This is a genomic window from Bradyrhizobium sp. S69 (assembly GCF_009766005.1).
Lineage (GTDB): Bacteria > Pseudomonadota > Alphaproteobacteria > Rhizobiales > Xanthobacteraceae > Bradyrhizobium.
Genome location: NZ_LMUK01000041.1, coordinates 372,553 through 395,408 on the forward strand (window position 1 = coordinate 372,553; position 22,856 = coordinate 395,408).

The 22,856-nt window shown below is 62.6% G+C and carries 31 protein-coding genes; 18 read left to right on the top strand and 13 right to left on the bottom strand.

All coding sequences use genetic code 11. The features are described from left to right. Window positions 1-33: 33 nt before the first annotated feature. Together GSQ88_RS19220 and GSQ88_RS19225 are read right to left on the bottom strand one after the other, a co-directional pair. Window positions 34-333: a putative quinol monooxygenase gene (locus GSQ88_RS19220; protein ID WP_159009290.1), complete on the bottom strand. Its 300-nt coding sequence runs from the start codon at window positions 331-333 to the stop codon at window positions 34-36. A 48-nt stretch (window positions 334-381) separates the two neighbouring features. Then, window positions 382-1,068, bottom strand: a complete 687-nt coding sequence (locus GSQ88_RS19225) for a DUF2161 domain-containing phosphodiesterase (RefSeq protein ID WP_159009291.1) — start codon at window positions 1,066-1,068, stop codon at window positions 382-384. A 308-nt stretch (window positions 1,069-1,376) separates the two neighbouring features. Here GSQ88_RS19225 and GSQ88_RS35760 point away from each other — a divergent pair, with 308 nt between their 5' ends. Next, window positions 1,377-1,568 carry a hypothetical protein gene (locus GSQ88_RS35760; protein ID WP_246784873.1) on the top strand — a complete coding sequence of 64 codons (192 nt, stop codon included), beginning with the start codon at window positions 1,377-1,379 and terminating at the stop codon, window positions 1,566-1,568. A gap of 3 nt (window positions 1,569-1,571) precedes the next feature. After that, window positions 1,572-2,081 (top strand): hypothetical protein, encoded by a 510-nt coding sequence (locus GSQ88_RS19230; protein WP_246784874.1) that lies wholly within the window; start codon window positions 1,572-1,574, stop codon window positions 2,079-2,081. Window positions 2,082-2,197: 116 nt separating this feature from the next. Here GSQ88_RS19230 and fabG read toward each other — a convergent pair whose 3' ends face one another. Next, a complete protein-coding gene (gene fabG / locus GSQ88_RS19235) occupies window positions 2,198-2,878 on the bottom strand; it encodes a 3-oxoacyl-ACP reductase FabG (RefSeq protein ID WP_159009292.1) in 681 nt (226 codons plus the stop codon). Window positions 2,879-3,005: 127 nt separating this feature from the next. Here fabG and GSQ88_RS19240 point away from each other — a divergent pair, with 127 nt between their 5' ends. Then, window positions 3,006-3,677: an SGNH/GDSL hydrolase family protein gene (locus GSQ88_RS19240; protein ID WP_159009293.1), complete on the top strand. Its 672-nt coding sequence runs from the start codon at window positions 3,006-3,008 to the stop codon at window positions 3,675-3,677. Between the two features lie 81 nt (window positions 3,678-3,758). Next, the gene (locus tag GSQ88_RS19245; RefSeq protein ID WP_246784875.1) at window positions 3,759-3,992 is read left to right on the top strand and encodes a hypothetical protein; all 234 of its coding nucleotides are present in this window, start codon (window positions 3,759-3,761) and stop codon (window positions 3,990-3,992) included. Window positions 3,993-4,013: 21 nt separating this feature from the next. Here GSQ88_RS19245 and GSQ88_RS19250 read toward each other — a convergent pair whose 3' ends face one another. After that, window positions 4,014-4,760, bottom strand: a complete 747-nt coding sequence (locus tag GSQ88_RS19250) for a tyrosine-protein phosphatase (RefSeq protein ID WP_159009294.1) — start codon at window positions 4,758-4,760, stop codon at window positions 4,014-4,016. 153 nt (window positions 4,761-4,913) lie between these two features. Here GSQ88_RS19250 and GSQ88_RS19255 point away from each other — a divergent pair, with 153 nt between their 5' ends. Continuing rightward, window positions 4,914-5,237 (top strand): MliC family protein, encoded by a 324-nt coding sequence (locus GSQ88_RS19255; RefSeq protein WP_159009506.1) that lies wholly within the window; start codon window positions 4,914-4,916, stop codon window positions 5,235-5,237. A 97-nt stretch (window positions 5,238-5,334) separates the two neighbouring features. Here the strand turns inward: GSQ88_RS19255 and GSQ88_RS19260 are convergent, their stop codons facing one another. Both GSQ88_RS19260 and GSQ88_RS19265 read right to left on the bottom strand, forming a co-directional pair. Then, window positions 5,335-5,535 carry a DUF2735 domain-containing protein gene (locus tag GSQ88_RS19260; RefSeq protein ID WP_502706746.1) on the bottom strand — a complete coding sequence of 67 codons (201 nt, stop codon included), beginning with the start codon at window positions 5,533-5,535 and terminating at the stop codon, window positions 5,335-5,337. A gap of 135 nt (window positions 5,536-5,670) precedes the next feature. Next, window positions 5,671-5,895, bottom strand: coding sequence for a hypothetical protein (locus tag GSQ88_RS19265; protein ID WP_159009296.1), 225 nt, complete (start codon window positions 5,893-5,895; stop codon window positions 5,671-5,673). Window positions 5,896-6,125: 230 nt separating this feature from the next. Between GSQ88_RS19265 and GSQ88_RS19270 the strand changes: the two genes are divergently transcribed. From GSQ88_RS19270 to GSQ88_RS19285, 4 genes are all read left to right on the top strand, one after another. Beyond that, on the top strand, window positions 6,126-7,163 hold the full coding sequence (locus GSQ88_RS19270) for a glutamine synthetase beta-grasp domain-containing protein (RefSeq protein WP_159009297.1): 1,038 nt from the start codon (window positions 6,126-6,128) through the stop codon (window positions 7,161-7,163). A gap of 261 nt (window positions 7,164-7,424) precedes the next feature. Continuing rightward, window positions 7,425-8,129 (top strand): GrlR family regulatory protein, encoded by a 705-nt coding sequence (locus GSQ88_RS19275; RefSeq protein ID WP_159009298.1) that lies wholly within the window; start codon window positions 7,425-7,427, stop codon window positions 8,127-8,129. A 61-nt stretch (window positions 8,130-8,190) separates the two neighbouring features. Then, the gene (locus GSQ88_RS19280; protein ID WP_159009299.1) at window positions 8,191-8,877 is read left to right on the top strand and encodes a substrate-binding domain-containing protein; all 687 of its coding nucleotides are present in this window, start codon (window positions 8,191-8,193) and stop codon (window positions 8,875-8,877) included. A gap of 92 nt (window positions 8,878-8,969) precedes the next feature. Further along, the gene (locus GSQ88_RS19285; RefSeq protein WP_159009507.1) at window positions 8,970-9,773 is read left to right on the top strand and encodes a tetratricopeptide repeat protein; all 804 of its coding nucleotides are present in this window, start codon (window positions 8,970-8,972) and stop codon (window positions 9,771-9,773) included. A 24-nt stretch (window positions 9,774-9,797) separates the two neighbouring features. Here the strand turns inward: GSQ88_RS19285 and GSQ88_RS19290 are convergent, their stop codons facing one another. Further along, window positions 9,798-10,295 carry a hypothetical protein gene (locus GSQ88_RS19290; protein ID WP_159009300.1) on the bottom strand — a complete coding sequence of 166 codons (498 nt, stop codon included), beginning with the start codon at window positions 10,293-10,295 and terminating at the stop codon, window positions 9,798-9,800. Between the two features lie 134 nt (window positions 10,296-10,429). On the opposite strand from GSQ88_RS19290, the gene GSQ88_RS19295 reads away from it, so the two are divergent. Further along, window positions 10,430-10,579 carry a hypothetical protein gene (locus tag GSQ88_RS19295; RefSeq protein ID WP_159009301.1) on the top strand — a complete coding sequence of 50 codons (150 nt, stop codon included), beginning with the start codon at window positions 10,430-10,432 and terminating at the stop codon, window positions 10,577-10,579. Window positions 10,580-10,584: 5 nt separating this feature from the next. Next, complete coding sequence (locus GSQ88_RS19300; protein WP_159009302.1) at window positions 10,585-11,769, top strand: L-dopachrome tautomerase-related protein; 1,185 nt, start codon at window positions 10,585-10,587, stop codon at window positions 11,767-11,769. A 19-nt stretch (window positions 11,770-11,788) separates the two neighbouring features. Here GSQ88_RS19300 and GSQ88_RS19305 read toward each other — a convergent pair whose 3' ends face one another. Then, a complete protein-coding gene (locus tag GSQ88_RS19305) occupies window positions 11,789-12,511 on the bottom strand; it encodes a DJ-1/PfpI family protein (protein ID WP_159009303.1) in 723 nt (240 codons plus the stop codon). A 63-nt stretch (window positions 12,512-12,574) separates the two neighbouring features. Here GSQ88_RS19305 and GSQ88_RS19310 point away from each other — a divergent pair, with 63 nt between their 5' ends. After that, complete coding sequence (locus GSQ88_RS19310) at window positions 12,575-13,585, top strand: GlxA family transcriptional regulator (RefSeq protein ID WP_159009304.1); 1,011 nt, start codon at window positions 12,575-12,577, stop codon at window positions 13,583-13,585. A gap of 137 nt (window positions 13,586-13,722) precedes the next feature. Next, window positions 13,723-15,345, top strand: coding sequence for an ABC-F family ATP-binding cassette domain-containing protein (locus GSQ88_RS19315; RefSeq protein ID WP_159009305.1), 1,623 nt, complete (start codon window positions 13,723-13,725; stop codon window positions 15,343-15,345). Window positions 15,346-15,428: 83 nt separating this feature from the next. Here the strand turns inward: GSQ88_RS19315 and GSQ88_RS19320 are convergent, their stop codons facing one another. Further along, a complete protein-coding gene (locus GSQ88_RS19320; RefSeq protein WP_159009306.1) occupies window positions 15,429-16,070 on the bottom strand; it encodes an HD domain-containing protein in 642 nt (213 codons plus the stop codon). A 117-nt stretch (window positions 16,071-16,187) separates the two neighbouring features. Between GSQ88_RS19320 and GSQ88_RS19325 the strand changes: the two genes are divergently transcribed. After that, on the top strand, window positions 16,188-17,180 hold the full coding sequence (locus tag GSQ88_RS19325; RefSeq protein WP_159009307.1) for a GlxA family transcriptional regulator: 993 nt from the start codon (window positions 16,188-16,190) through the stop codon (window positions 17,178-17,180). Window positions 17,181-17,309: 129 nt separating this feature from the next. Here GSQ88_RS19325 and GSQ88_RS19330 read toward each other — a convergent pair whose 3' ends face one another. After that, complete coding sequence (locus tag GSQ88_RS19330) at window positions 17,310-18,092, bottom strand: IclR family transcriptional regulator domain-containing protein (protein WP_159009308.1); 783 nt, start codon at window positions 18,090-18,092, stop codon at window positions 17,310-17,312. A 110-nt stretch (window positions 18,093-18,202) separates the two neighbouring features. Between GSQ88_RS19330 and GSQ88_RS19335 the strand changes: the two genes are divergently transcribed. Genes GSQ88_RS19335 through GSQ88_RS19345 form a run of 3 tightly spaced genes read left to right on the top strand, consistent with a single transcriptional unit; the run spans window position 18,203 to window position 20,154 of the window. Beyond that, a complete protein-coding gene (locus GSQ88_RS19335; RefSeq protein ID WP_159009309.1) occupies window positions 18,203-18,679 on the top strand; it encodes a MaoC family dehydratase in 477 nt (158 codons plus the stop codon). A 21-nt stretch (window positions 18,680-18,700) separates the two neighbouring features. Then, window positions 18,701-19,138, top strand: a complete 438-nt coding sequence (locus GSQ88_RS19340) for a MaoC family dehydratase (protein ID WP_159009310.1) — start codon at window positions 18,701-18,703, stop codon at window positions 19,136-19,138. A gap of 44 nt (window positions 19,139-19,182) precedes the next feature. Then, window positions 19,183-20,154, top strand: coding sequence for a tripartite tricarboxylate transporter substrate binding protein (locus GSQ88_RS19345; protein ID WP_159009311.1), 972 nt, complete (start codon window positions 19,183-19,185; stop codon window positions 20,152-20,154). Between the two features lie 15 nt (window positions 20,155-20,169). On the opposite strand, the gene GSQ88_RS19350 is transcribed toward GSQ88_RS19345, so the two are convergent. The 3 genes from GSQ88_RS19350 to GSQ88_RS19360 form a co-directional block, all read right to left on the bottom strand. After that, window positions 20,170-21,030, bottom strand: a complete 861-nt coding sequence (locus tag GSQ88_RS19350) for an alpha/beta fold hydrolase (protein WP_159009312.1) — start codon at window positions 21,028-21,030, stop codon at window positions 20,170-20,172. Between the two features lies 1 nt (window position 21,031). After that, window positions 21,032-21,247, bottom strand: coding sequence for a hypothetical protein (locus GSQ88_RS19355; protein WP_159009313.1), 216 nt, complete (start codon window positions 21,245-21,247; stop codon window positions 21,032-21,034). Between the two features lie 125 nt (window positions 21,248-21,372). Further along, window positions 21,373-21,762, bottom strand: a complete 390-nt coding sequence (locus GSQ88_RS19360) for a YciI family protein (protein WP_159009508.1) — start codon at window positions 21,760-21,762, stop codon at window positions 21,373-21,375. A gap of 137 nt (window positions 21,763-21,899) precedes the next feature. On the opposite strand from GSQ88_RS19360, the gene GSQ88_RS19365 reads away from it, so the two are divergent. Further along, window positions 21,900-22,841 (top strand): DMT family transporter, encoded by a 942-nt coding sequence (locus GSQ88_RS19365; RefSeq protein WP_210253852.1) that lies wholly within the window; start codon window positions 21,900-21,902, stop codon window positions 22,839-22,841. Window positions 22,842-22,856 lie beyond the last annotated feature (15 nt).

A 22,856-nucleotide genomic window follows, 5' to 3' on the forward strand; every position in this document is an offset into this window, starting at 1 on the left:
AATATGAAATTCACGTGGCAAGCCAGCTATGCGCTACAATTTCTCCAATATGGTGGCGTCGTAGAGCTCCAGGGTCGCGGCCGCTGCGGCGAGCGGCCGCAGCCCGGCTACGAATTCGCGCGAAGCCGGTACCGCGAAATGGGCCAGTAGCGCCGCGCGATCGGCCCATTGCTCGAAAAACACCAGCCGCAACGGGTTCTCGCAGTCGACATGCACGGCGTGCGAGATGCATCCGGGCTCCTTGCGCGAGCGATGCACGTGCTCAAGGCTCAGCCGCATGACGTCGTCGAGGGAATCTTTCCGTGCGGTGACGCTGCCGGTCACGACGATCATGCTGTTCCTCCCATGTTTTCGTTTTACGCTGTCGCCACGAACTGAACGTCACGGAACGGAATCGCCGGCAGCGGAGAAATCGATCGGCTGCTGCGGCCAGCGCTTCAACGCGGCGCGACCGGCGTCGGTCAGCACGTAGATGCCGCGCTCGGCGCGATCGAACCAGCCATAGACGTTATACAGCAGGATCTTCGGTGCGTCCGGAATATCGGGCTTCAGGTCGCGCACGCGCCGCGGCCCCTCCACCAGCGCCGCGGCGCAGGCCAACGCCTGCTGGCGGTAGGCCGTCATGATCGGTGTGCGGGTGCTGCCGCCCAGCACTGGGTCGCCCTTGCGGCGCCGATGCTCGGAGATCAGGCGCGAGCGCTTCTTCGGATCGCGGCGGGGGGCGGTGGTCGGCGGCTTGACCATGATCTCGACATCACCGGTGTTGGTGACCGCGAGCATGCCGAAGCCGAGCCGGCGGCAGAGATTGCGATAGCGCGCATCGTTCTCGCGTCCCTTGCCGCGCGCCGACATTTTAGCTGCAAGCCAAACCTCGTCGGCGGCGCCGGCACGATCGACGGCCTGTAGGATCAGTTCGAGGTTGAAAGACAATTTCAGTTCGCCGATGACCACGACCGGCGGATCGCCGTCGCTCAGCGCCACGAGGTCGCAGCCGCCGACTTCACCCTTGACCGTGAAGCCGAGCTTTTCGAGGAAGCGTTTGACGGGCAGGTAAAGCGCGGTTTCCAACGGCAGCTCCAATGTCGCGTTTGCGACTCAGTGGCGAAGTCTAGAGCCTGTTCGGTTCTGATTGAATCAGAACCGGGCTCTAGATTCTTGTTTTGACGCGTTTTCCTGACGCGAACCGGCATCCACGGAGCCTGTCATCGGACGCGCATTCGCGCGACCCGTTGGCTTGAAAACGCTATAGCCCGAATCACGACCGGCGATTTCTTGAAACCGAACTGGCACCGCGATCGTAGCTATGGCAGGGACATTGCGAGCGGGCGCTGGATACCGCCGGCTCGCAGACCGGATTGACCTGCCGGGGCGTCATGTTGAAGGGGCTTTACAAGGTTGAGATGCACACGGTGCACGGCTCGCGCCGGGGTGTCATTTATGCCTGTGACGGCAAGATGATGGGCGGCAATTCGCACTTGGCATTCGTCGGCACCTATCGGGAGCACGCAGGTGGCGAGGTATCGCTCGACATCTCGACGCTGCGCCACAGGGACGATGCGGATTGCTAGCCCTTGTTCGAGGCCGACCAGATGACGCTGACGCTCAAGGGCAGGCAGCGGGGCGAGCGCTACCACTTCGAGGGCCGCACCGCGCAATTGCCCGGCATTGCCTTCAACTCGGTGATGACGCCCCTTAGCGAAGAGGCTGCGCCGGCCATCCCACGCGGTGAACAGCGCGGCATCGGGAACGGTCTTTATTCGATCGACATCCGGATGCTCGACGGTCTCGACGGCGGCAACGCCGGTGTGATGGTGCTGCACGATGGCCAAATCCGTGGGGGCGACGCCTGTTTCGATTATTTGGGCTGTTATTCCAGCGCGAATGGCAAATGGAAGGGCGAAATCGTTAATCATGAGCACACGCCGAGCCATGGCGAGCGGCCGGTGTTCGGCGGCCACGAGGTCGGCATCGGTTTTTCCGGCACCTACACCGATCAGGGCGCGGTCGCCGAAGCCACTGCGCTCGCCGGCAAGCGCAGCATTCGCTTCAGCGCGGTGCTGAAGAAGCTCGCGGAATGCTGATGGGATAGAGCGTTTTCCAGCCAACGGGTCGCGCGAATGCGCGCCCGATGACAGGCTCCGTGGACACCGGTTCGCGTCAAGAAAACGCGTCAAACAAAAGACTAACGGCCGGAAGGCTAAACCCGCCCGCTCACCGGCAGCAGCGCACCGGTAACGGCGCTGGCGGCGTCGCTTACGAGAAACAGGATCACGTCGGCGAGTTCCTGCGGCGTCACCCATTTGGTGAAATCAGCCTTCGGCATGCTGGCGCGATTGGCCGCGGTATCGATGGTCGAGGGCAGCACGGCGTTGACGGTGATCCTGCCTTTCCACTCGGCGGCGAGTGCTTCGGTCAGGCGATGCACGGCGGCTTTGGCAGCGGCGTAAGGGCCCATGCCCGCGCCCGCCTGTAGTGCTCCCATCGCGCCGACATTGACGATGCGGCCGGCGCCGGCGGCGGCCAGATGCGGGATCGCCGATTGCGACGCATGGAGCGCGGTGAGGACGTTGAGCGCATACATATGCTGCCACGTCCTCGGATCGCCCTCGGCGACCGCCTCGAACGCAAAACCGCCGGCGATATTGACCAGCGCGTCGAGCCTGCCGAAATGCGATACCACGGCATCGATGGCTTTGCCGGCCTGGGCTGCGTTCGTCAGATCGACGCCGCCGAGTTCGAGCCGGCCCGGCGTTGCCGGAACCTGCGTCGGGGCGTGGTCGACGCCGGCGACGCGAGCGCCGCTCGCGAGCGCCGCCTCCACGACCACCTTGCCAAGCGCGCCCGAGGCGCCGGTCACGACAATGACTTTTCCGTCCATGACAGGTCTCCGCGCACGAGGGACAACAAAGCGGACAGTATCGTCAGAAGAATTTCATTTGCAATGCCGGGCAATCCGCTTCCAGATACGCCCATATCATCATTCATTCTCGCGAAGGAAATATCCGATGCCCGATGCGCCGGGATCTTGCGATCCGCACCTCGACATCGTTGGCTTTCAATATCCGCTCCTGCACTTGAAAGACGCGCTCAAAAGCAGGCGAAAGGTCAAGGTCGTGGCGATCGGATCGTCATCGACGGCAGGCGCCGATGGCGTTCTGCCTTTTCCTCCCACGCTCGAAATGCTGCTGCGGCAGAAATTCTATGGCCGGATGATCGACGTCATCAACCGCGGCATTGGCGGGCAGGAGGCTCCGGAGGAGTTGTCACGCTTTGAGTCCGATGCGATCGGCGAAGTACCGTCGCTCCTGATATGGCAGGTAGGTACCAACGCCGTCTATCACTACCAGGACTACAGTCCTGACGAGGTGGCTGCGGCAATTGAGGTCGGACTGGGCCAACTGTCTGGCCTGCCGATGGATGTGGTGCTGATGGACCTGCAATATACCCGAGTCCTTGTCGACGAGATCGCGCGTTCGGAGGATATGGTCGCGCGAATTGCGGCGGCCGGCGCCAGGGCTGAGGTCAATGTGTTTCGTCGCTTTGCCCTGATGCGGCGCTGGAATCGGGACGGCGTTCCGCTGCAAGATTTGGACGACGGAGGCCGGCTTCACACCAGCGCGTGGGCGACCAACTGCGTCGCAGCGGCTCTTTCGGAAGCGATTGCCGCGGCGACGTAACGCCTGGTCCGCATGTCCATGCGTGATCGCTAAAATTAGCTGGAGTTTTGTAAAGGGATCGCAGAAGTCGCCGGCTATAGCTTGGGACTGTTCAACCTAAGGGCTGGGAACATCATGATGCGATATCTGCCTGATCACGGTCTGCCGCTCATTCAGCTCAAGGAGCAGCGGCGGGACTTGGTCGTCGCGCTGCAAAGCCACAAGGGTCCGATCAGTGCCTGGGACTTGATGCAGATCGCCACGATTCAACAGGCGATCTCGGCATTCGAGGACGTGATCGCCGATCTCGATGCTGAAATGGAAGCGGCGGCGTAAGCCGGCAGCATCGGGTCATCATCAGGCCTCCAGGTAGCGCGCCTGGAGCCTCGCGCGTTCGCCGGCGCCGAGCCCCAATCCATCGACGAGATATCGCTCGAGGTCGCCATAATCGGCGCGGATCGCGTCGAACGCGGCGGCGAGGAACGAGGCGTCGACCGATCCTAGCACTTGCTTGACATCATCGGGAAGGTCGCTGCCGGCGGAGGGATCGCGCCGGTAATAGCGGTTGGTCAGCAGGTAGTCTTCGGCGATGAGATGCTCCGCGACACCGAGCGCGTGCAGGACTAGCGCGCAGGCAAAGCCGGTGCGGTCCTTGCCGGCGGTGCAGTGAATGACCAGTGGCGCCGGCGCTTCAAGCAGCTGCGCAAACAGGCTGCGGAAGCGCGGTGTGTTGTGCTGCACATAGTTGCGGTAGGAATCGCGCATCGCCTCCAGCCCGTCGGCCGGTGACAGCGGCCTGCCGCCGGCGAGCCGCGCGCGCAGCGCGGCAACGACGGTCGGCTCGATCGGCAGCGAATGCACCGCGATCTCCTCAATGGCGCAGATCGCCGCGTTGCGTTCCTGCGAGCCCCGAAAATCGAACGCGTTCTTCAAGCCGAGGCCACGCAGCACCGCAATATCGGCGTCGGTCAGATGTCCCAGATGGTTGGAGCGGAATATCTGCTGCCAGCGCACCAGGCGGCCGTCGTGGCCGGGATAGCCGCCGAGATCGCGAAAATTGCTGGCGCCGACCAGGTCGTAGTGGCGGATGGGCGAAGCTGACATCTGATGATCCCTCGTCATGCTCGGCGGCGGAGAATGGCGGCAAGCGCGTTGCATGCGGTGTCCGCCTCTATACCCGCTTCCCAATATTGGTTAGGAGCATTTAATTGTGACGGGCTGAATTCGGCGCGACGGGAAATGGTTTGGGGGCAGATGATGGAACGGCGCGGGGCCGAGGCTATTTTCGGTGCGGTCATTTTCGCCGGCGTTGCGGCAGGCGCGGCGCCGGCATCGGCGCAGACATTCCAGAGTTACCGCTGTGCCGACGGCACCCGGTTCCTCGCCGCTTTCTATCCACATGATTCACGCGCGTTTTTACAGATCGATGGCGGCGCCGTGACATTGGCCAGGCGGCTGAACTGGTCCGGTACGCGCTATTCCGGAGACGGCATCACGCTGACCATCACCAAGGTGGGCGTCGCGGTCAAGCACGCCAGACGGCCTGCCACGGCCTGCGAGGTCGATGTCAAGCAGCCATGAAAAAAGGGCCGAAACGTTTTCGTTTCGACCCTTTTTTAGTTTTCGCTATCGACTGAACTTCGGTGATAGCAGCCGGGTGTCGAACATGCGCTTGGCATCAACGTTCCCATTTGGGCTTGGACTCGTCGATCGCCGCCTGATGATACCAGCTGCCGCTGCAATTGATTTCGTCGACATGCTGTGAGGGGAGGTCGGTCGCGGGCTTGGACGCGTCATAGCGACGTCCGCCGAGAGCCTGCCGGCCCCCGGCCGGAAATTGATAGATCTTGGCAGATCCCTGGTTCAAACTCGTATTCATCATCGTCTCTCCTTGGTCGAAATATCCGGCTCCGAAGCGCCTGCTTCGAAGATTCCAGCTTCATGGTGCGCCCGACTCATTCTCGAGTGGTTACCAATCTCGATATCGTTCGTGCCTCCCGTCGATGCAACATGTTCAAAATAAAATCATCTTCTGTATATTTTGTGGGCATTTGTTGTTTTGCTGCCTGTGAGGCAGTGGGCAGATGATTAACGCTTGAGCCGATGCAAAGGTTGCTGACGAGAGCCCGCCGGCGTGGTGAATATTGCCGGCGGCTGACGCAGCTTTAATCGTTGCGGTCGGGCTGCTCCGGACTGCCGCCAAATCGTGCGGAATTCCCGACCGAACCAGCGATTTCATGACCTCTCGATGGCGCCGGCCGCGCGGCTATGCCGCACCTCTGGTGCCGTGAATGCTCGGGTGCCCGGTGGATATCCCGCTCCGGGGGCAGGCTACCGGGACCGCTACCGCACTGCGGCGGATTGGCACATTAAATGCTTGGTAATAGACGGCCGATGGTGGCCGGGTATGTGTGTGGCAGCCATTGGCTTCGGCTTCACACCTTTCGCATCGTCAATATGAGAGGCTCAATGACCAAATATAAGCTCGAGTATATCTGGCTCGACGGATACACGCCGGTGCCAAATCTGCGCGGCAAAACACAGATCAAGGAATTTGAATCGTTCCCGACGCTGGAACAGCTTCCGCTCTGGGGCTTCGACGGAAGTTCGACCATGCAGGCGGAAGGCCACAGTTCGGATTGCGTTCTGAAGCCGGTCGCGGTTTATCCGGACGCCGCGCGTGAAAACGGCGCGCTGGTGATGTGCGAAGTGATGATGCCCGATGGCAAGACACCGCACTCGACCAACAAGCGCGCCACCATTCTTGACGATGCCGGCGCCTGGTTCGGCTTCGAGCAGGAATACTTCTTCTACAAAGACGGCCGTCCGCTCGGCTTCCCGACCTCCGGTTATCCGGCGCCGCAGGGCCCGTATTACACCGGCGTCGGCTTCTCGAACGTCGGCGCGGTCGCGCGTGAGATCGTCGAGAAGCATCTCAACCTCTGCCTCGCCGCGGGCATCAATCACGAAGGCATCAACGCGGAAGTCGCGAAGGGCCAGTGGGAATTCCAGATTTTCGGCAAAGGCTCCAAGAAGGCCGCTGACGAAATGTGGATGGCCCGCTACCTGATGATGCGTCTCACCGAGAGCTACGGAATCGACATCGAATTCCACTGCAAGCCGCTCGGCGATACCGACTGGAATGGCTCCGGCATGCACGCCAACTTCTCGACCGAGTATATGCGCACGGTCGGCGGCAAGGAGTATTTCGAGGCGCTGATGGCCGCCTTCGACAAGAATATCATGGACCACATCGCGGTCTACGGCCCGGACAACGACAAGCGTCTGACCGGCAAGCACGAGACGGCGCCCTGGAACAAGTTCAGCTACGGCATTGCCGACCGCGGCGCCTCGATCCGCGTTCCGCACTCCTTCGCCAACAACGGATACAAGGGCTATTTGGAAGATCGCCGCCCGAACTCGCAAGGCGACCCCTACCAGATCGCTTCGCAGATCCTCAAGACCATCGCCTCGGTTCCGGCCGGCGCCAAAGCGGCGGCCGCCTAAGCGATCAACCGATACGGCCTGGATTCTTCTGGTGAGGGATCCAGGCCGCTGTCCCGCTTCTTTAGCGGGAGTGTTAGCAGCCTCTCCTCCAGCGACCTTGACCAGCCGACGTGGCTTTGCCCGGCCAGGCTGGTCTTTTTTTGCCGTCATTGTCGGCGCGAGCTATGCGTTGCATGCTTCAAAAGGTCCCGTCGATCGCCGTTTTCTGCCGCTGCGATCCGCGCTAGAAACAATTGGAAATGACTCGCGGGGACAGGATTTTTGCTGGAGGGATTCTATAAGGTCCGTTTTCAGGTCAATGACGCGGTCGGCCGAAGCGTGATGTACGCCCATGCCGGCAGCATGCTCGGCGGCAACTCGGCGTTCGCGCATTACGGCAGCTACCAGGAAGCGGACGGCGTCGTCACCTCCGAAATCACCAGCCATCGCCACAACGAAGATCCCAATTACGAGTCGCTGCTTGGCGCCGATATCGCTACGATCGACGTGCGTGGCACCGCGGAAGGCGACATCTACAGTTTTGTCGGTGCTTCGCCGCAGATGCCCGGCGCGATATTTCGCTCGGTGATGACCCCGATCGAAGACGAGATGATGCCTGCCATGGGCGCGATCGGCGAGGGCGGCATCGTCAACGGGCTTTATTCCGTCCATATCCGACTGCTCGACGGGGTGGTCGACGGTCTGACCGGCGTCATGCTGCTCCATGATGGCCGCATCCTCGGCGGCGATGCCTTCTTCTATTACCTCGGAGCCTACAGTTCGGCGGACGGACGCTGGAAAGGCCAAATTCTCAATCAAGAACATACGCCGGCCAAAGACGAACATCCGATTTTTGGCGGCTACGAGGTCGGGATCGGTTTCTCCGGCACGTGCGATGAGCGGGGCGCATTGTTGGAAGCGAGCGCGCTGGCCGGCAAGCGCAGCCTTCGCCTGACCGCCGTGCTGAAGCTGATGCGCCGGGCCTAGCGCAGGGGTCGCCATGGCGCTAAAACGCCACGCGCGCGCCGCTGAATAAAAAAGGTTCCCAATGGAAAATGTGGTTCGGGTGCTGTCGACGCTCGCTTTGATGGGCGCGGTGTGCAATCTGGCCGGCCGGTTCGAGGCGGCAACGAAAATCCGCATCGATGCCGATTTCGCCCCGACCATCGGTTTATTGGACCGGCTGCGCGGCGGTGAGGCCGCCGACATCGTCATCCTGACCAAGGAAGCGCTCGACGATCTCGCGGCCAAGGGGACCGTGGCGCCGGAGAGTTGCGCCGATCTGGCGCGCTCCTATGTCGGCATTGCGGTGAAGGCCGGCGCCGACCATCCCGACATCTCCACCGAAGCCGCGCTGCGTTCGACGCTGCTCGGAGCGCGCAGCGTGGCGTACTCACGCATCGGCGCCAGCGGCATATTCTTCGCAAAGCTGATCGAGCAGATGGGGATCGCCGCCGAGATCAACGCGCGCGCCACGGTCACTTCCGGTTTTACCGCCGAACGGCTGGTCAGCGGCGAGGCCGACATCGCGGTTCAGCAGCTCAGCGAGTTGAAGCTGGTTTCCGGCGTCGAACTTGTCGGGCCGCTCCCGCTTCATCTGCAAAGCCGTCCCGCGGTGTTTTCCGCCGGGCGCCTGGCCGCGTCACCGCGCGTCCGGCAATCCGGGGTCCTGCTGAAATACCTGGCCTCGCCGGAAGTGGCGCCGGTGTTGCGCGAGTCGGGGCTGGAGCCTTGAATCCGCCCGAAGATCGAAGCTAACGTCTCGCCATGACACAACGATCTTGCCTGTTATCGTCCGCCCTCACCGGTGGCGTCGCCGTGCTGGCGATGACGGTCGCCGCCATGCTGGCCAGTCCATCGCCGGCGAGGGCGCAATCCGCCGATTTGGTGCTGTGCGACCGGCTCGCGGCCGATCCCGCCGACCCCGACAAGCCCGCCGATATCAAGGGTACCCCGACCGTCGCGCCGGCCGATGTGGCAACTGCGATCAAGTATTGCAGGACCGCGGGCAATTCATCGCGCCGGGCGCTTTACGAACTCGGACGCGCCTACGCCGCCAACCAGCAGATGCCGGAGGCCACGGCGGCATGGCGCAAGGCTGCCGACAAGGGCTCGACCTCGGCGATGGTCGAGCTCGGCGTGCTCTATGGCACCGGCGCGGGGGTGCCTAAGGATGAAGGCCAGGCGCGCAAGCTGTTCGAGCGCGCGGCGCAGGCCGGCAATCCGCGCGGCATCAGCAATCTGGCGGCGCTCTCCGGTGCCGGCGGCGCGCCGTCGGATCCCGCCAGAGCGCGCGAATTGTTGGGGAAGGCGGCCGAAACCAATCCCGAAGCGCAGTATCAACTCGGCTTGATGTTGGCGAATGGGACCGGGGGCGCCCAGGACGACAACGGCGCGCGAAGCCTGTTCGAGAAGGCGGCTGCGCAAAATCACCCCGCCGCGCTGGAGGAAATGGGGGAGTTCTCCGAACAAGGCCGCGGCGGACCAAAGGATAAAGACGCCGCCAAGGCCTATTATGAGCGGGCCTCGGCACTTGGTGACGAAAACGCCAAGAAAGCGCTGAAGCGCATGGACTGTCCCTATGCGATCAAGGACAAACGCGGCAATCTCGTGAGCAATCTTTGCTTCTGATGGACCTGCGAGTCTGCGCCGTTGCTATTTCATGTAATAGGCGACGTGATTGCGGGCGGTCTGATAGGTGCCTTCGAGATAGCCGGGATTTTCCTGCCGCTGCGCCAGTGCGACGGCACGTACCACCCGTCGCCAATAGTCGGTGCTATCGACCGTAAAATATTTGAAACAGGCGTCGTCGAACCTCACGGCGGCGATGATCGCAAGCTTGATTTCGGTATCGCTGGCTTGCGGGTACGCGCGTTTCAGGCGGTCGAACGTCGCGCCGTCCTGGGCGTGATCACGGTTGAACCTGACCTTTAAGGACCGTTCTTCCGGCGACAGCGCTCGCGCAATGCCGATCTCTGCCGGCGTCATCGGCGGGCCCTCGAGTGTATCCAGCCGCGGCCGCTGCCGCCACAACGAGAAGGCGGCGTCGCGCAACGGCAGTTTTGCGGCCTCGGCAATGATGCTCTCGACTTCGGTCATCAGGCTTGAGTTCGAAGGCTTGAGTTGGAAGGCTTGGGTTCGAGTGGTCGGCATGAGCTCCTTTGTCGGCGGTATCGGCTTGTTGGTTCGAGAGAATCGCCCGCATCGATCCGAATTCCGGTTTTGAATGGAACTCCAATGCGCGTTGTCGATTAATCCGCACAGGTCGTTCAGACGAGTTCAGATCCATGATCCGCAAATTACAATCGGGCGAATACCGGCTCTATTCGCGCAAGGTCAATCCGAAGACCGGCAAGCGCCGCAATCTCGGCACCTTCAAGTCACGCACGTCCGCCGAAAAACACGAGCGCGACGTGCAGTATTTCAAGCGGCATTGACGCCGATGGTCAGAAAAACAGGCTTGCTCGACGCGTGGTTTGGATTGCTCTTGATCGCGGGAGGGGTAGCGGCAACGCCCGTCGCTGCGCAAAAAATTGCCCCGGATTCTGTCAAACAAGTCGGCCCGCCGCTGGAAGTCGTAAAATCGTTCGAGGATGATTTCCGCCTGGTCGGGATCGGCGTTTCGGCCAGGGGCAGGGTATTCGCGACCGCGCCGGCCTCCAATGTCCGCTCGCGCTTCAGCATGGTCGAAGTCGACCCGAAGACCGGTGCGATCACGCCCTATCCCGATGCGGCCTGGAATAATTTCAGCGAGCAGGGCGACGGCAAGTCGGAATGGATTTCCGTTCAGGCGCTATGGGTCGATAAAGCGGATCATCTTTGGGCGCTCGACTCCTCGTTGTCGAAAGTCGATCAGGATCGCCTGCCGCCAAAACTCGTCGAATTCGATCTGTCGACCAACAAGGTCGTCCGGCAGTATGATTTCAAAGGCGTGGTTTCGGCGAAGGATTCCCTGAACGATCTGCGGATCGACGTGGCGCACGGTTACGCCTATCTCACCAACATCGGCAACAAGGGCAGCCTAGTGGTGCTCGATTTGAAGACCGGCAATGCGAGACAGGTGCTGGTCGGCAGCCGCTCGACCTTCGCCGATCCCAAGCAGCACCTGATGTTCGGCAAGGAAATCGCGCTGCGGCCGGACGGTTCGGTGGTGGCGATCCATGCCGACGGCATCGCGTTGTCGCCGGATGCAAGCTGGCTCTATTACCGGCCGTTGACCGATCATAATTATTGGCGCGTGCCGACGTCCGCCCTGCGCGATGTAGGGCTGTCCGACACCGAACTCGCTGCGAAGGTCGAGTATCTCGGCAGTTCGGTGCTGAGCGGCGGTCTGATCATGGATGCCGACGGTACGCTCTACGGCGGCGATCTCGAAAACCGCACCGTGGTTGCGCTGCGCAGTACACCAAGTCACACGCTTGACGCAAAAGTCTTCGTCAGCGATCCGTCGAAGCTTTCCTGGGCGGACGGCTTTGCGATCAGCGGCGGCTATCTCTACATCGCCGATTCACATCTCTGGGAAGTTGCGTTCAAGAACGATCTGCCGCGCTCGGGTCCGTTTACGATCTTCAAGGTGAAATTGCCGCGCCAGCCTGAGCGCGGTCATTTCCGCAGACGGCACGGATAAAATGATTGGCGTGCCGCTGTCACGCGATGGCAATCGCGGGAACGGCAATACCGAGCCTGGCTGCGGCGCGGCGTGCGGTTGCCTCGCGTTGTGCGGTGATGCCGGCAACCGCTTGCCGCGCCTGCGCGAGGATGGCGGCCGGCGCGGTCTCCGGCGTGCCGCTGTCGAAGGGCGGCTCGGGCGCATATGCCATGTAAAGCTGGATCGCGCGCGCGGCGTCGTCGCCACGCAGTTCGGCGGCGAGCCGCAAGGCGCCGTCGATTCCGGCGGTCACTCCGGCTGCAAACACCCAGTTGCCGTCGAGCACCACCCGTTCGTTGACCGGGATGGCGCCGTACAGCGGGAGCAGATGGAATGACGCCCAGTGCGTCGTCGCGCGCCGCCCCTTCAACAGTCCAGCCGCGCCGCAAAGCAGCGCGCCGGTGCAAACCGAGAAGACGCTGCGGGCGCCTGCCGCCTGTCGGGCGATCCAGCCGAGTACGTCGTGATCCTCCATCAGGGCTTCCTGGCCGAAGCCGCCCGGCACGTGAAGCACGTCAAGCTGCGGTGCGTCTGCTAGCGCCGCATCTGGCGTCAGCCGCAATCCCTTGACGTCGCGCACCGGCTCGGCGGTCTTGCCGTAGACGCGATAGGTCGAGTTCGGGATGCGCGACAGCACCTCGAACGGGCCAGTCAGATCGATCTGATCGAGACCCTCGAACAGCAGCGAGCCGATTTGCAGATGGGTGTCGTGAGCAATCATTACGCACTCCTTTGAGGATCAGGGCTGGACAAGCGCAACCTAACCCCACATATGCTGGCGCAAATGCCAAAGTCCCCTCGTTTCCCGCCAAACGCCGTTGCTGCCGCGCCCGCGCCGCGGATCGTTGAAGTATTGGCTTTCCCGTCAGTGCAACTGCTCGATGTGACCGGGCCGCTTCAGGCGTTCGCCACTGCCAACGATCAGATCACGCAAGCGGGAGGCGCCGCGCCGTATGATCTGCGCGTGGTCGCCAAGGGTGGGCAGGGCGTGACGGCGTCGGCGGGGCTCGCGATCACGGCGGCCCCGCTGCCGCGTCCGAGTTCGGCGGTGGATACGCTGCTGATCGCGGGAGGGCCGGGCGTCGAAGCTGCCGCAGCCGATCCGGCGCTGGTCGATTGGGTGCGGCAGCGGGCGGCTAGGGCGCGCCGGGTCGCTTCGGTCTGCACCGGCGCGTTTTTGCTGGCGGCGTCCGGCGTGCTTGATGGACGTCGCGCCGCGACGCATTGGTCGGTCTGTAAGGAGTTTGCCCAGCGTTATCCCGCGGTACGGGTCGAGCCCGATCCGATCTTCGTGCGCGATGGTTCGGTCTGGACTTCGGCCGGCGTTACCGCCGGTATCGATCTGGCACTGGCGCTGATCGAGCAGGACCTCGGACGCACCGTGGCGCTGGCGGTGGCACGCTATCTCGTCGTCTTCCTCAAGCGGCCCGGCGGGCAGGCGCAATTCAGCACGGCGTTGTCGCTGCAATCGGCCGAGGACGAATTCGGCGCGCTACATGGCTGGATCAACAAGCATTTGGCCGACGATATCTCGCTTCCGGTGCTGGCCGACCAGGCCGGCATGAGCGAGCGCAGTTTCAGCCGGCATTATGCCGAGGCTACCGGACTGACGCCGGCGCGCGCCGTCGAGCGGCTGCGGGTGGAAGCGGCGCGGCGGATGCTGTCGGAGTCGCGGTTGCCGGTGAAGCGGATCTCACAGCGCTGCGGCTTTGGCTCGGAAGAAACCATGCGCCGCAGTTTTCTACGCATCCTCTCGGCGACGCCGCAGGACTACCGGAGCCGTTTCAGCTCCTGACGAGTGCCCTGGACGTCATCCGTTGGTCATCCGGCGCGTCGTAACGCGGCAAACCGGTGCCTTTTCGGGCTTCCGTGCGCGCGCGACATGGCCTAGAGACCGGCCCAACGCTTCAATTTCTCGATATTCAGGTAATCATGATCCGTCTCGATAATGTCAGTAAGCAGGTCGGCCACCAGATTCTCTTCATCGAAGCCTCCGCGGCGCTCCTGAAGGGGGAGAAGATCGGTCTTGTCGGCCCGAACGGGGCTGGCAAGACCACGCTGTTCCGGATGATCGCGGGCCAGGAGCCGCCCGACGAAGGCCAGGTGTCGACCGATCGCGGTATTTCGATCGGCTATTTCAGCCAGGATGTCGGCGAGATGTCGGGCCGTAGCGCGGTGTCCGAGGTGATGGACGGCGCCGGCCCCGTCAGCGTGGTTGCCAGCGAGTTGAAAGAGCTCGAGACCGCGATGGCCGATCCGGATCAGGCTGACAACATGGATGACATCATCACGCGCTACGGCGAAGTGCAGGGGCGCTTCGAGGAACTCGACGGCTATGCGCTGGATGGCCGGGCGCGCGAGGCGCTTTCAGGCCTTGGCTTCAGCCAGGAAATGATGGACGGCGATGTCGGGGCGCTCTCGGGCGGCTGGAAGATGCGGGTCGCGTTGGCGCGAATTCTTCTGATGCGCCCCGATGTCATGCTGCTGGATGAGCCGAGCAACCATCTCGATCTCGAAAGCCTGATCTGGCTGGAACAGTTCCTCAAAGGCTATGACGGCGCGCTGTTGATGACGTCGCATGATCGCGAATTCATGAACCGCATCGTCAACAAGATCGTGGAGATCGACGGCGGCACGCTGACGACGTTTTCGGGAAACTACGAGTTCTACGAGGCGCAGCGTGCGCTGAACGAGAAGCAGCAGCAGGCTCAGTTCGAGCGCCAGCAGGCGATGCTTTCCAAGGAAATCAAGTTCATCGAGCGCTTCAAGGCGCGCGCCTCGCATGCGGCGCAGGTGCAGAGCCGGGTGAAGAAGCTGGAGAAGATCGAGCGGGTCGAGCCGCCGCGACGGCGCCAGTCCGTGGCGTTCGAGTTTTTGCCGGCGCCGCGCTCTGGCGAGGACGTCGTCAGCCTGAAGAACGTGCATAAAGGCTACGGCAGCAGAAGCATCTATGAGGGGCTGAATTTCCAGGTGCGCCGCCGTGAGCGCTGGTGCGTGATGGGCGTCAATGGCGCCGGCAAGTCGACATTGCTGAAGCTGGTCGCAGGCTCGACCGAACCGGACGAAGGCTCGGTGGCGCTCGGCGGCAGTGTCAAGATGGGTTATTTCGCCCAACACGCGATGGATCTGCTCGACGGCGAACAGACCGTGTTCGAGTCGCTGGAGGAATCATTTCCGCAGGCAGGGCAGGGCTCGCTGCGCGCGCTGGCCGGTTGCTTCGGGTTTTCCGGCGACGATGTCGAGAAGAGATGCCGGGTGCTGTCGGGCGGCGAGAAGGCGCGCTTTGTGATGGCAAAAATGCTGTTCGATCCGCCGAATTTTCTGGTGCTGGACGAGCCCACCAACCATCTTGATATCGCGACCAAGCAGATGCTGATTGCGGCGCTGTCGGAGTATGAGGGCACCATGCTGTTCGTCTCGCATGACCGCCACTTCCTGGCGGCGCTCTCCAATCGGCTGTTGGAACTGACGCCCGACGGCATCCATCAATACGGCGGCGGTTACACCGAATACGTCGCCCGCACCGGTCAGGAAGCGCCGGGCCTTCGTAGTTAGGTCCTCGTAGTTAAGTCCTCGTAGGTGAGCCTGCGGAGGAGGGGCGAAGCGGAGCGCCTCGCCCGCAACCGTTCCGACCGAATCTAGCCCCTCCACGCCGAGTGGCGGATGACCGAACAGAAGTTTCCGGGCTTGAAACTGGGATCCTTATCCCGGATCACGTCGGCTTTCACATTGCCGAAGGTGGTTGCCGGCTTGTGCTTGATCCCGTCGTAGAAGGCCTGGAGGATGTCTTCCTTGAAATGCTCGGTCCGCGGATGGGCGTGGACCACGGCCTCGCGCTCCTGGTCGCTGTAGTCCGGATAGGTCAACCCCAGCACGTCCATCTCGACTCCGGCGGTAACGAGCGCGACCACCGGGTGCATATGTTGCGGGATGCCGGGCGTCGTGTGAAGCGCGATCGCGTTCCAGACCGTCTCGATATCCGCTTGCGCGATATTGCGAGCGCGCAGGAAATCGCGCGCCGCGTTGGCGCCGTCGACCTCGAACCGTTCGTCCGCGCTGCTGTGTTGATGCGTAAGCCCCATGTCGTGGAACATCGCGCTTGTGTAAAGCAGCTCCTCATCGAATCGGAGGCCGCGACGCTTGCCGGCGAGCGCGCCAAAATAATAGACGCGGCTCGAATGATGGAACAGCAGCGGCGATTCAGTGTCCCTCACCATTTCAGTCACTTCCCGGGCGAGCTTGCTGTCCGGAACTTTCAAGCCAGCTATGGTCGTTGTCATCGCAGTCTCCCATGTCAAATCCGATCACTCCAACGTGTGTCGATGTAGGCATGTCTGCAATTGACGTTTTGCGTCATTTTCTGCCAATGGTGGCCTGCGACGGACATGGAGGTCGGCATGCCGCAAAAGACCATGGCAATCCTGGCGCTACCGGGCGTGCAGATGCTCGATGTTTCCGGACCGCTCGACGTCTTTGCCGAGGCGAACAGGCAGCATGGCCGCGACGTCTATCGCCCGCTGGTGATCGGCACCTCGCGCGGGCCGATTACTTCCTCGTCGGGCGTGCAGATATTGCCCGATCGAGTGATCAATGCGGCATCGGAAGATCGCATCGACACCCTGCTGGTCGCCGGGACGCCTGAGGCTGCGAACACGGTGTTTTCGGCGAGCCTGGTGACGTGGCTGCGGGAAGCGTCGCGCCGATCCAGGCGATATGGTTCGGTCTGCAGCGGCGCGCTGCTGTTGGCCAAGACCGGCCTGCTCGATGGGCGGCACGTCACCACCCACTGGGCGGTTGCCGATCATCTGGCAACGGCTCATCCGCAGATCTTCGTCGATAAGGACGCCATCCAAGTCAGGGATGGCCGGACACGAACTGCCGCCGGTGTGACCGCGGGAATGGATCTCGCGCTTGCGCTGGTCGAGGAGGATCTGGGCCGCGATGTCGCGACCAGGGTGGCCGGTCAACTCGTGATGTACTTCAAGCGCCCGGGCGGACAGATGCAGTTCAGTCGCGCTGGCCATGCGGCGCCGGTCGGCCGGTCCGCGCTGCAGGAAATCCAGCGCTGGGTCGCCGCCAATCCCGCAAACGATCATGACGTCGCAAGTCTCGCCAGGCGAATGGACGTCAGTCCACGGCATTTCGCTCGGCTGTTCCGTGCCGAAGTCGGCATGACCCCGGCATCGTGGGTGGAAGCCGCGCGGATGTCGGCCGCGCGAGCACTGCTGGAGGACGGTCGGAGAGCCCTCAAGCAGGTCGCCGCGCGCTGCGGCTTTGCCGACGCCAATACGTTCAGGCGGGCCTTTATGCGCCACGCTGGCGTCAGCCCTGCCGCGTACCGCAAGCAGTATGTCGGGGAACCACGCACCGAGCACAATATCAGCGGCTAGAGCCCCGTTCCGATGGAATCGGAACGGGGCTCTAGTTTTTTGTTTTGACGCGTTTTCTTCACGCGAACCGGTGGCTACGGAGCCTGTCATCGGGCGCGCATTCGCGCGACCCGTTGGCTCGAAAACGCTCTAGAACGCCGGCTGTCTCACCGCGACCATCTGCGTTCGGATGTCCTGGGCGGTCCGTTTCAGCGGCACCAGAAATTTCTTTTTCGCCTGGGTTTCGCTCGTCATGCCTGAGATCGTGTTGATGCTGATGGCGGCGACGACCCGCCCCGCCTGATCGCGCAGCGGCACAGCGATGCCGCAGATCGCCGGATCGAGTTCGCCGTCGACCCAGGCATGCCCCTGGGCTTCGATCAGGTCGAGCTGCCGGTCGAGCACGCGAGGGTCGGTGACGGTGCGTGGGGTCACCGGTGTCAGCTCCACCGATTGCAGATAGGCGGCGCGCTGGTCCTTCGGCAATGAGGCCAGCATGACACGGCCGAGCGAAACCAGATGCGCGGGCAGCCGGCTGCCGATGCCGAGATTGGCCGACAGGATGCGGCGCGCCGGCAACCGCAAGGCATAGACGATCTCGGTCTCATCCAGCACCGCGAGCGCGCAGGATTCGCCGATCTCGTTGCGTAAGTCTTCCAGCGCTCGTTGCGCGTAACCCCAGTAGGGCAGTGCGTTGAGATAAGACAATCCCAGGCCGAGCGCGCGCGGCCGCAGGCTGAAATAACGGCCGTCCGCCTCGCAATATTTCAGTGCGACCAGTGTCGCCAGCACGCGCCGTGCGGTGGCACGATTGATTTCGGCGATGACGGCTATTTCCGACAGCGTGTGCCGTCCCGGCGGGCGGCCGAGCGCTTGGACCACCGCGAAGCCACGGGCGATCGCTCTTACAAATCCGTCGCTGTCCTTTGGCATGGCTGCTTCGCTCCGCCGATTCCTGACTTGCCAGCCGCCGCGCAGCAAGGGCATATGGTTCGTAAGGCGACTGTATAGTTCGCCAGGCGAACATAATTGAGAGGGAGCCCATGCCGCAAGCGCCATCTTTCGAAACCGACTTCTGGAAGGACGCCAATCTGCGCAAGGTATGGGACGACATCGTCCCCGGCGAGCCACGCAAGACGCTGCCTTACCAACTGACCAAGGAAGCGATCCAGCTCTATTGCCGTTCGGTCGGCGAGGATCATCCGCTGTATTTCGATGAGGCCTACGCGAAGAAGACGCCCTATGGCGGCCTGATCGCGCCGCCGTCGATCCATATCCTGTTGATGTTTGCCTGCACGCCGGCTGACGACTGGATGCGGACGCCCGGCACCGTCAATGCCGGCCAGTCCTGGAGCTACAACATCCCCGCGCGCCCCGGCGACACCATCACTCTGCAAGCCCGTGCGCTCGACAAGTTCATCAAGCGCGAGCGGTTGTTCGTGGTCCACGACAATGTCTTCTTCAATCAAACCGGCGAGGTCATCTGCTCCGGCCGCGGCCAAACCATCCGGCCGATGTAACGGCGCTTCAGGGAGATCAAGATGACCACGACATTCGAAAGCCTTTCCAGCGGCGACGCCATCAGCGGGCCGACATTCGCAGTCTCTCGGGAATCCATCCGGCTCTTCTGCGACGGATCGCTCGACTACAATCCGCTGCATCTCGACGACGACTACATGAAGAACGATTTCGGCAAGACCAATTTCGGCGGCATCATCATGCATGGCATGAACAATTTCGGCCTCATCACGCGGATGCTGACCGATTGGGCCTATCCCGCCGGCGCGATCCATCGTCGTCTGGAGACGCGATGGGTCAAGCCGGTGAAACCGGGCGACACCATCCAGCCCGTCGGTATCATCAAGGCGAAGCAGGCGACGCAGAAGTCGCGGTGGGTGCTGATCGATGTGCTGGTGAAGAACCAGAACGACGAAAAGGTCGCGACCGGCGAGGCGATGGTGGAGTTTCCGCTATCTTAGCCAAGGCGTCGTAACGGGCGACCATAGAATATGGGAGGATCGGCATGAGGACGCTCGCGGTGATCGCGTGTTGGTGGCTGCTGTCGGCGGCTGGCCTCGTCCATGCGGCGGGTGCGGACGCATTCCCCGTCAAATCGATCCGCATCGTGGTGCCGTTTCCCGCCGGCGGCACCACCGACATCCTGGCGCGGTCGGTGGCGCAAGCGCTCGGTGAAAAGCTCGATGTTACGACCTTCGTCGAGAACCGCGCCGGCGCCTCCGGCACGATCGGCTCGGAACTGGTGGCGACGTCGCCCGCCGACGGCAGCGTGCTGCTGTTGACGGCAACGCATCACGTCATCAATCCGAGTCTGTTTCGCAAACTGCCCTATGACACAAGGAAGGACTTTTCGCCGATTGCCGTGGTCGCGACCGCGCCGAACGCGCTGTTCGTCAACAAGGATTTTCCGGCCAAGACCGTCGCCGAGCTGGTGGCGATGGCCAAGACGGATCCCGGAAAACTGTCGTTCGGATCGACCGGCATCGGCGGCGCCAATCATCTGTCGGGCGAGATGTTCAAGCAGATGGCGGGTATCGATCTCGTCCACATTCCCTATAAGGGCGCCGCACCCGCGATGAACGACCTGCTCGGCGGGCACATTCCGATCATGTTCGATACGCTGACCACGGTGCTGCCGGAAGCCGCCGCCGGAAACATCCGCGTGCTCGCGGTGACCAGCCTGACCCGCGCGGCGTCGTTGCCGGATGTGCCGACCATGGATCAGGCCGGCGTCAAGGGCTTCGAATCGATCGCGTGGTTCGGGCTGTACATGCCGGCCGCGAACAACAATCCGGCCTGTCAAAAGCTGGTCGCGGCGATGAGGGACATTCTCGCATCGCCCGCTATCAGGCAAAAATTCGCAACCCAGGGCGTCGACCCCGGCATATTATTCGGCGCGGAGTTTGCCAGCTTCGTCGATGCCGAGATCGACAAATGGGGTGCCGTCGTGAAGGCTGCCAACGTGCCGCAGGAGTAACGCCCGGTTCTTGTTTTAGTTCTTGCTGGCGGACGCCGCCGATAGCGCCAGTGCACTGGGCGCACCGGTGGGCTTCGGCGTGTCGGTCCTCGCCGCCGCAGCGCCGTTGTCGTCGTCATCGAGGAACTTGTCGAGAATGCCGCCGATCTGCTGCTTGACCTCGTCGGGGCCGCGATCGCTCATGTCGGTGTGCTGGTAGCCGGTCCTGACCACGGTGATGCCGGCCTTCGCGCAGATATCGTCGTCGGGAACGACGCCGGGATCGGCCTTGAACACCGGGTCGTGCGAGCGGAACGAGAGGATCTTGAACTTGCCGTCGGTCGCGAACGGCACCCGCAGATTATCCAGCGTGACGACCTTCTTGATCATCTCAGGGTAATGCTTGGCGAAATACATTGAAATATCGCCGCCGTTGGAATGCCCGATCATGGTCAAATGCTTCCAGTCCGCATTCGGCTGGACCTTCTTCAACTCATCGATCGCGAACATGATGTTGGCGATGCCGCGGTTATATTGCATGCGGCGGCCGGCATATTCTTCGCCGACATTTGTGACCATCGGCTCGTCGCTGTCGAGATCATGCTGGATGCTGACCACCATGTAGCCGCGCGCGGCGAGGATGTTGGCCAGAAACGAGTATTCGGTGAATTTGACGGTATTGCCGTGGTTCAGGATCGCCACCGGCAGGGTGATCATTTCGGCTGTCGCCTGCCAGTCGCGATCGCGGCGTACCGCGACGTCGACGGCGACCGGGCGATCGCTGCGCAACAGATCGAAAAACGTGAGCGTGGTGTGATGGATCGCCCATTTGCTCGCGGTGAAATATCCGGCGACGAGCATGGCGCAAACCGCAAGCGTGATGATTCCGCGCTTCACGTTACGCCGCTTGGTTCTGGACTCGCTCACCCCTGAGCTTGCTAAACGCCGAGGATTTCAGCCGCTCGAGGTCGCGCTCTCCGGCGGCCGCTTGCGCCAGAATATGTTCGGCGATTTCAAGCGCGGAGGCCGAGCGGTTGCGACGGAAGCGAGCGTCGAGCAGCACTTCGTCCAATGCCCGGCGCAATACAGCAATCGTCGTGGGGTCATGGTTCATGTGCGGTGCTATATCTGGCCCATTTAACAGGCACATGACCGGTCCCGGATATGCATCCCGGAAGATTGGATGGCGCGCGCCCACGGCGGGTTGGCGGTGGATTCCGTGGATATCTCTCTGCCAATTTACGGGTTGTTCACCTCCGTCAGCGGAAACGCCACGCCGGGACGGTAGAGCCGCACCGGCCGGATCTCGTAGATCGCGCCGGGGTTGACGCGGCGCAGGTCGCGCGCGGCTGCGATCGCGGCATCGCGATTCGTACAGTCGAGCACGTAGAAGCCGAGCAACTGCTCCTTGGATTCGGTGAACGGGCCGTCGGTCACGGTGCCGGCGCCCGGACCACGCAACACACAGGCGCCTTTGGTGGCGCCGAGCCTTGCTGCGGGTCCAAGGCGTTTTTCTTCCGTTAGCCGATCGTGGATCTTGTCGAGATCGAGCATTAGCGCAGCGTCCTCGTCCGCGCTCCAGGAAGCGACTTCGTCTTCGCTGTGATGGGCCAGAATGGCGTAGAGCATGTTTTCCTCGTCATAATTGCTTGGCGGATAGACCAAGGACGTTTCGGGAAGTCCGATCCCGACATGGGACCCGGGCAAAAACGTACGGGGTAGGGCGGGGCGCGGCGAGGAATCTTATGCTACATAAGCCCTCAAGCATGGCACAGGAAACGCTTGAGACGGCCCACTTTCAGCCGAAATCCACCACAGGAGGGATGATCCAGGTCGTCCCCTTGATGTTTGTATTGCTGTGGAGTTCGTCCTTTATCACCGCCAAGGTGGGCCTGCGGCATCTGTCGCCGCTGCTGTTCGTCGCGATCCGGCTGGTTGGTTGCGCCGTGGTGCTGAGCGTTGTGATGGGGGTGTTGCGCCGGTCGTGGCGGCCGCTGGCAAATGGGCGATGGTTTCATTGCGCTGTGGCGGGCGCGCTGCTCAACGCCGTCGGATTGATGGCGCCGCACATTGCCCTGGTCACGACACCCGCGGCGCAGATCGCGCTGGTGCAATCCCTGACGCCGCTGTTGACGGCGGTCTGCGGCGTGCTGCTGCTGAACGAGCGGTTACGCGCGGCACAATGGCTCGGCCTGGTGCTGGGGCTGATGGGTGTCGGCCTCGTGGTCGGCGCGGCGGCGCTGGAAAGCGCGGCGCGGCTGCAAGGCCTGATGCTGGCTTTCGTCGGCGTGCTGGGTCTTGTTGCCGGCACGCTATATTTCGGGCGCTTCTGCCGCGACGTGCCGCTGCTGCAGGGCGCCACCGTGCAGTTCATGTCAGCCGCGGTTGTTAGCTCCCTCGGTGCGGCATTGCTGGAAACGCCGCATTGGGAATGGACCGATGGCACCGTCGCTGCCGTGCTCTGGAACACCCTGATGGTGTCGCTCGGCGGCATGGTGCTGTACTCGGTGATGCTGGTGCGCGGTTCGGTCGCGCGCGCCAGCGCCAATTTTTATCTGGTCCCGGTCACCGCCGCGCTGCTGGCGTGGGCTCTGCTGGGTGAACAATTGAGCGCGCATGTCATCGTCGGGCTGGCGATGGCGTCGGCGGGGTGCTGGCTGGTCAGTGCCGCGGCATCGCCGGTGCTGGGCGACGAAGTCAGCCAATGACGATTTAAGGAGTTC

Coding starts and splice junctions, on each gene's coding strand:
- GSQ88_RS19255 (WP_159009506.1), top strand. CDS start 4,914: ATGGAACGGCGCGGGGCCGAGGCTATTTTCGGTGCGGTCATTTTCGCC.
- GSQ88_RS19280 (WP_159009299.1), top strand. CDS start 8,191: ATGGAAAATGTGGTTCGGGTGCTGTCGACGCTCGCTTTGATGGGCGCG.
- GSQ88_RS19330 (WP_159009308.1), bottom strand. CDS start 18,092: ATGCCAAAGGACAGCGACGGATTTGTAAGAGCGATCGCCCGTGGCTTC.
- GSQ88_RS19270 (WP_159009297.1), top strand. CDS start 6,126: ATGACCAAATATAAGCTCGAGTATATCTGGCTCGACGGATACACGCCG.
- GSQ88_RS19285 (WP_159009507.1), top strand. CDS start 8,970: ATGACGGTCGCCGCCATGCTGGCCAGTCCATCGCCGGCGAGGGCGCAA.
- GSQ88_RS19300 (WP_159009302.1), top strand. CDS start 10,585: ATGGTCAGAAAAACAGGCTTGCTCGACGCGTGGTTTGGATTGCTCTTG.
- GSQ88_RS19340 (WP_159009310.1), top strand. CDS start 18,701: ATGACCACGACATTCGAAAGCCTTTCCAGCGGCGACGCCATCAGCGGG.
- GSQ88_RS19355 (WP_159009313.1), bottom strand. CDS start 21,247: ATGAACCATGACCCCACGACGATTGCTGTATTGCGCCGGGCATTGGAC.
- GSQ88_RS19295 (WP_159009301.1), top strand. CDS start 10,430: ATGATCCGCAAATTACAATCGGGCGAATACCGGCTCTATTCGCGCAAG.
- GSQ88_RS19305 (WP_159009303.1), bottom strand. CDS start 12,511: ATGATTGCTCACGACACCCATCTGCAAATCGGCTCGCTGCTGTTCGAG.
- GSQ88_RS19325 (WP_159009307.1), top strand. CDS start 16,188: ATGCCGCAAAAGACCATGGCAATCCTGGCGCTACCGGGCGTGCAGATG.
- GSQ88_RS19315 (WP_159009305.1), top strand. CDS start 13,723: ATGATCCGTCTCGATAATGTCAGTAAGCAGGTCGGCCACCAGATTCTC.
- GSQ88_RS19250 (WP_159009294.1), bottom strand. CDS start 4,760: ATGTCAGCTTCGCCCATCCGCCACTACGACCTGGTCGGCGCCAGCAAT.
- GSQ88_RS19360 (WP_159009508.1), bottom strand. CDS start 21,762: ATGCTCTACGCCATTCTGGCCCATCACAGCGAAGACGAAGTCGCTTCC.
- GSQ88_RS19220 (WP_159009290.1), bottom strand. CDS start 333: ATGATCGTCGTGACCGGCAGCGTCACCGCACGGAAAGATTCCCTCGAC.
- GSQ88_RS19240 (WP_159009293.1), top strand. CDS start 3,006: ATGCCCGATGCGCCGGGATCTTGCGATCCGCACCTCGACATCGTTGGC.
- GSQ88_RS19335 (WP_159009309.1), top strand. CDS start 18,203: ATGCCGCAAGCGCCATCTTTCGAAACCGACTTCTGGAAGGACGCCAAT.
- GSQ88_RS19310 (WP_159009304.1), top strand. CDS start 12,575: ATGCCAAAGTCCCCTCGTTTCCCGCCAAACGCCGTTGCTGCCGCGCCC.
- GSQ88_RS19265 (WP_159009296.1), bottom strand. CDS start 5,895: ATGAAATCGCTGGTTCGGTCGGGAATTCCGCACGATTTGGCGGCAGTC.
- GSQ88_RS19345 (WP_159009311.1), top strand. CDS start 19,183: ATGAGGACGCTCGCGGTGATCGCGTGTTGGTGGCTGCTGTCGGCGGCT.
- fabG (WP_159009292.1), bottom strand. CDS start 2,878: ATGGACGGAAAAGTCATTGTCGTGACCGGCGCCTCGGGCGCGCTTGGC.
- GSQ88_RS19260 (WP_502706746.1), bottom strand. CDS start 5,535: ATGAATACGAGTTTGAACCAGGGATCTGCCAAGATCTATCAATTTCCG.
- GSQ88_RS19365 (WP_210253852.1), top strand. CDS start 21,900: ATGGCACAGGAAACGCTTGAGACGGCCCACTTTCAGCCGAAATCCACC.
- GSQ88_RS19320 (WP_159009306.1), bottom strand. CDS start 16,070: ATGACAACGACCATAGCTGGCTTGAAAGTTCCGGACAGCAAGCTCGCC.
- GSQ88_RS19290 (WP_159009300.1), bottom strand. CDS start 10,295: ATGCCGACCACTCGAACCCAAGCCTTCCAACTCAAGCCTTCGAACTCA.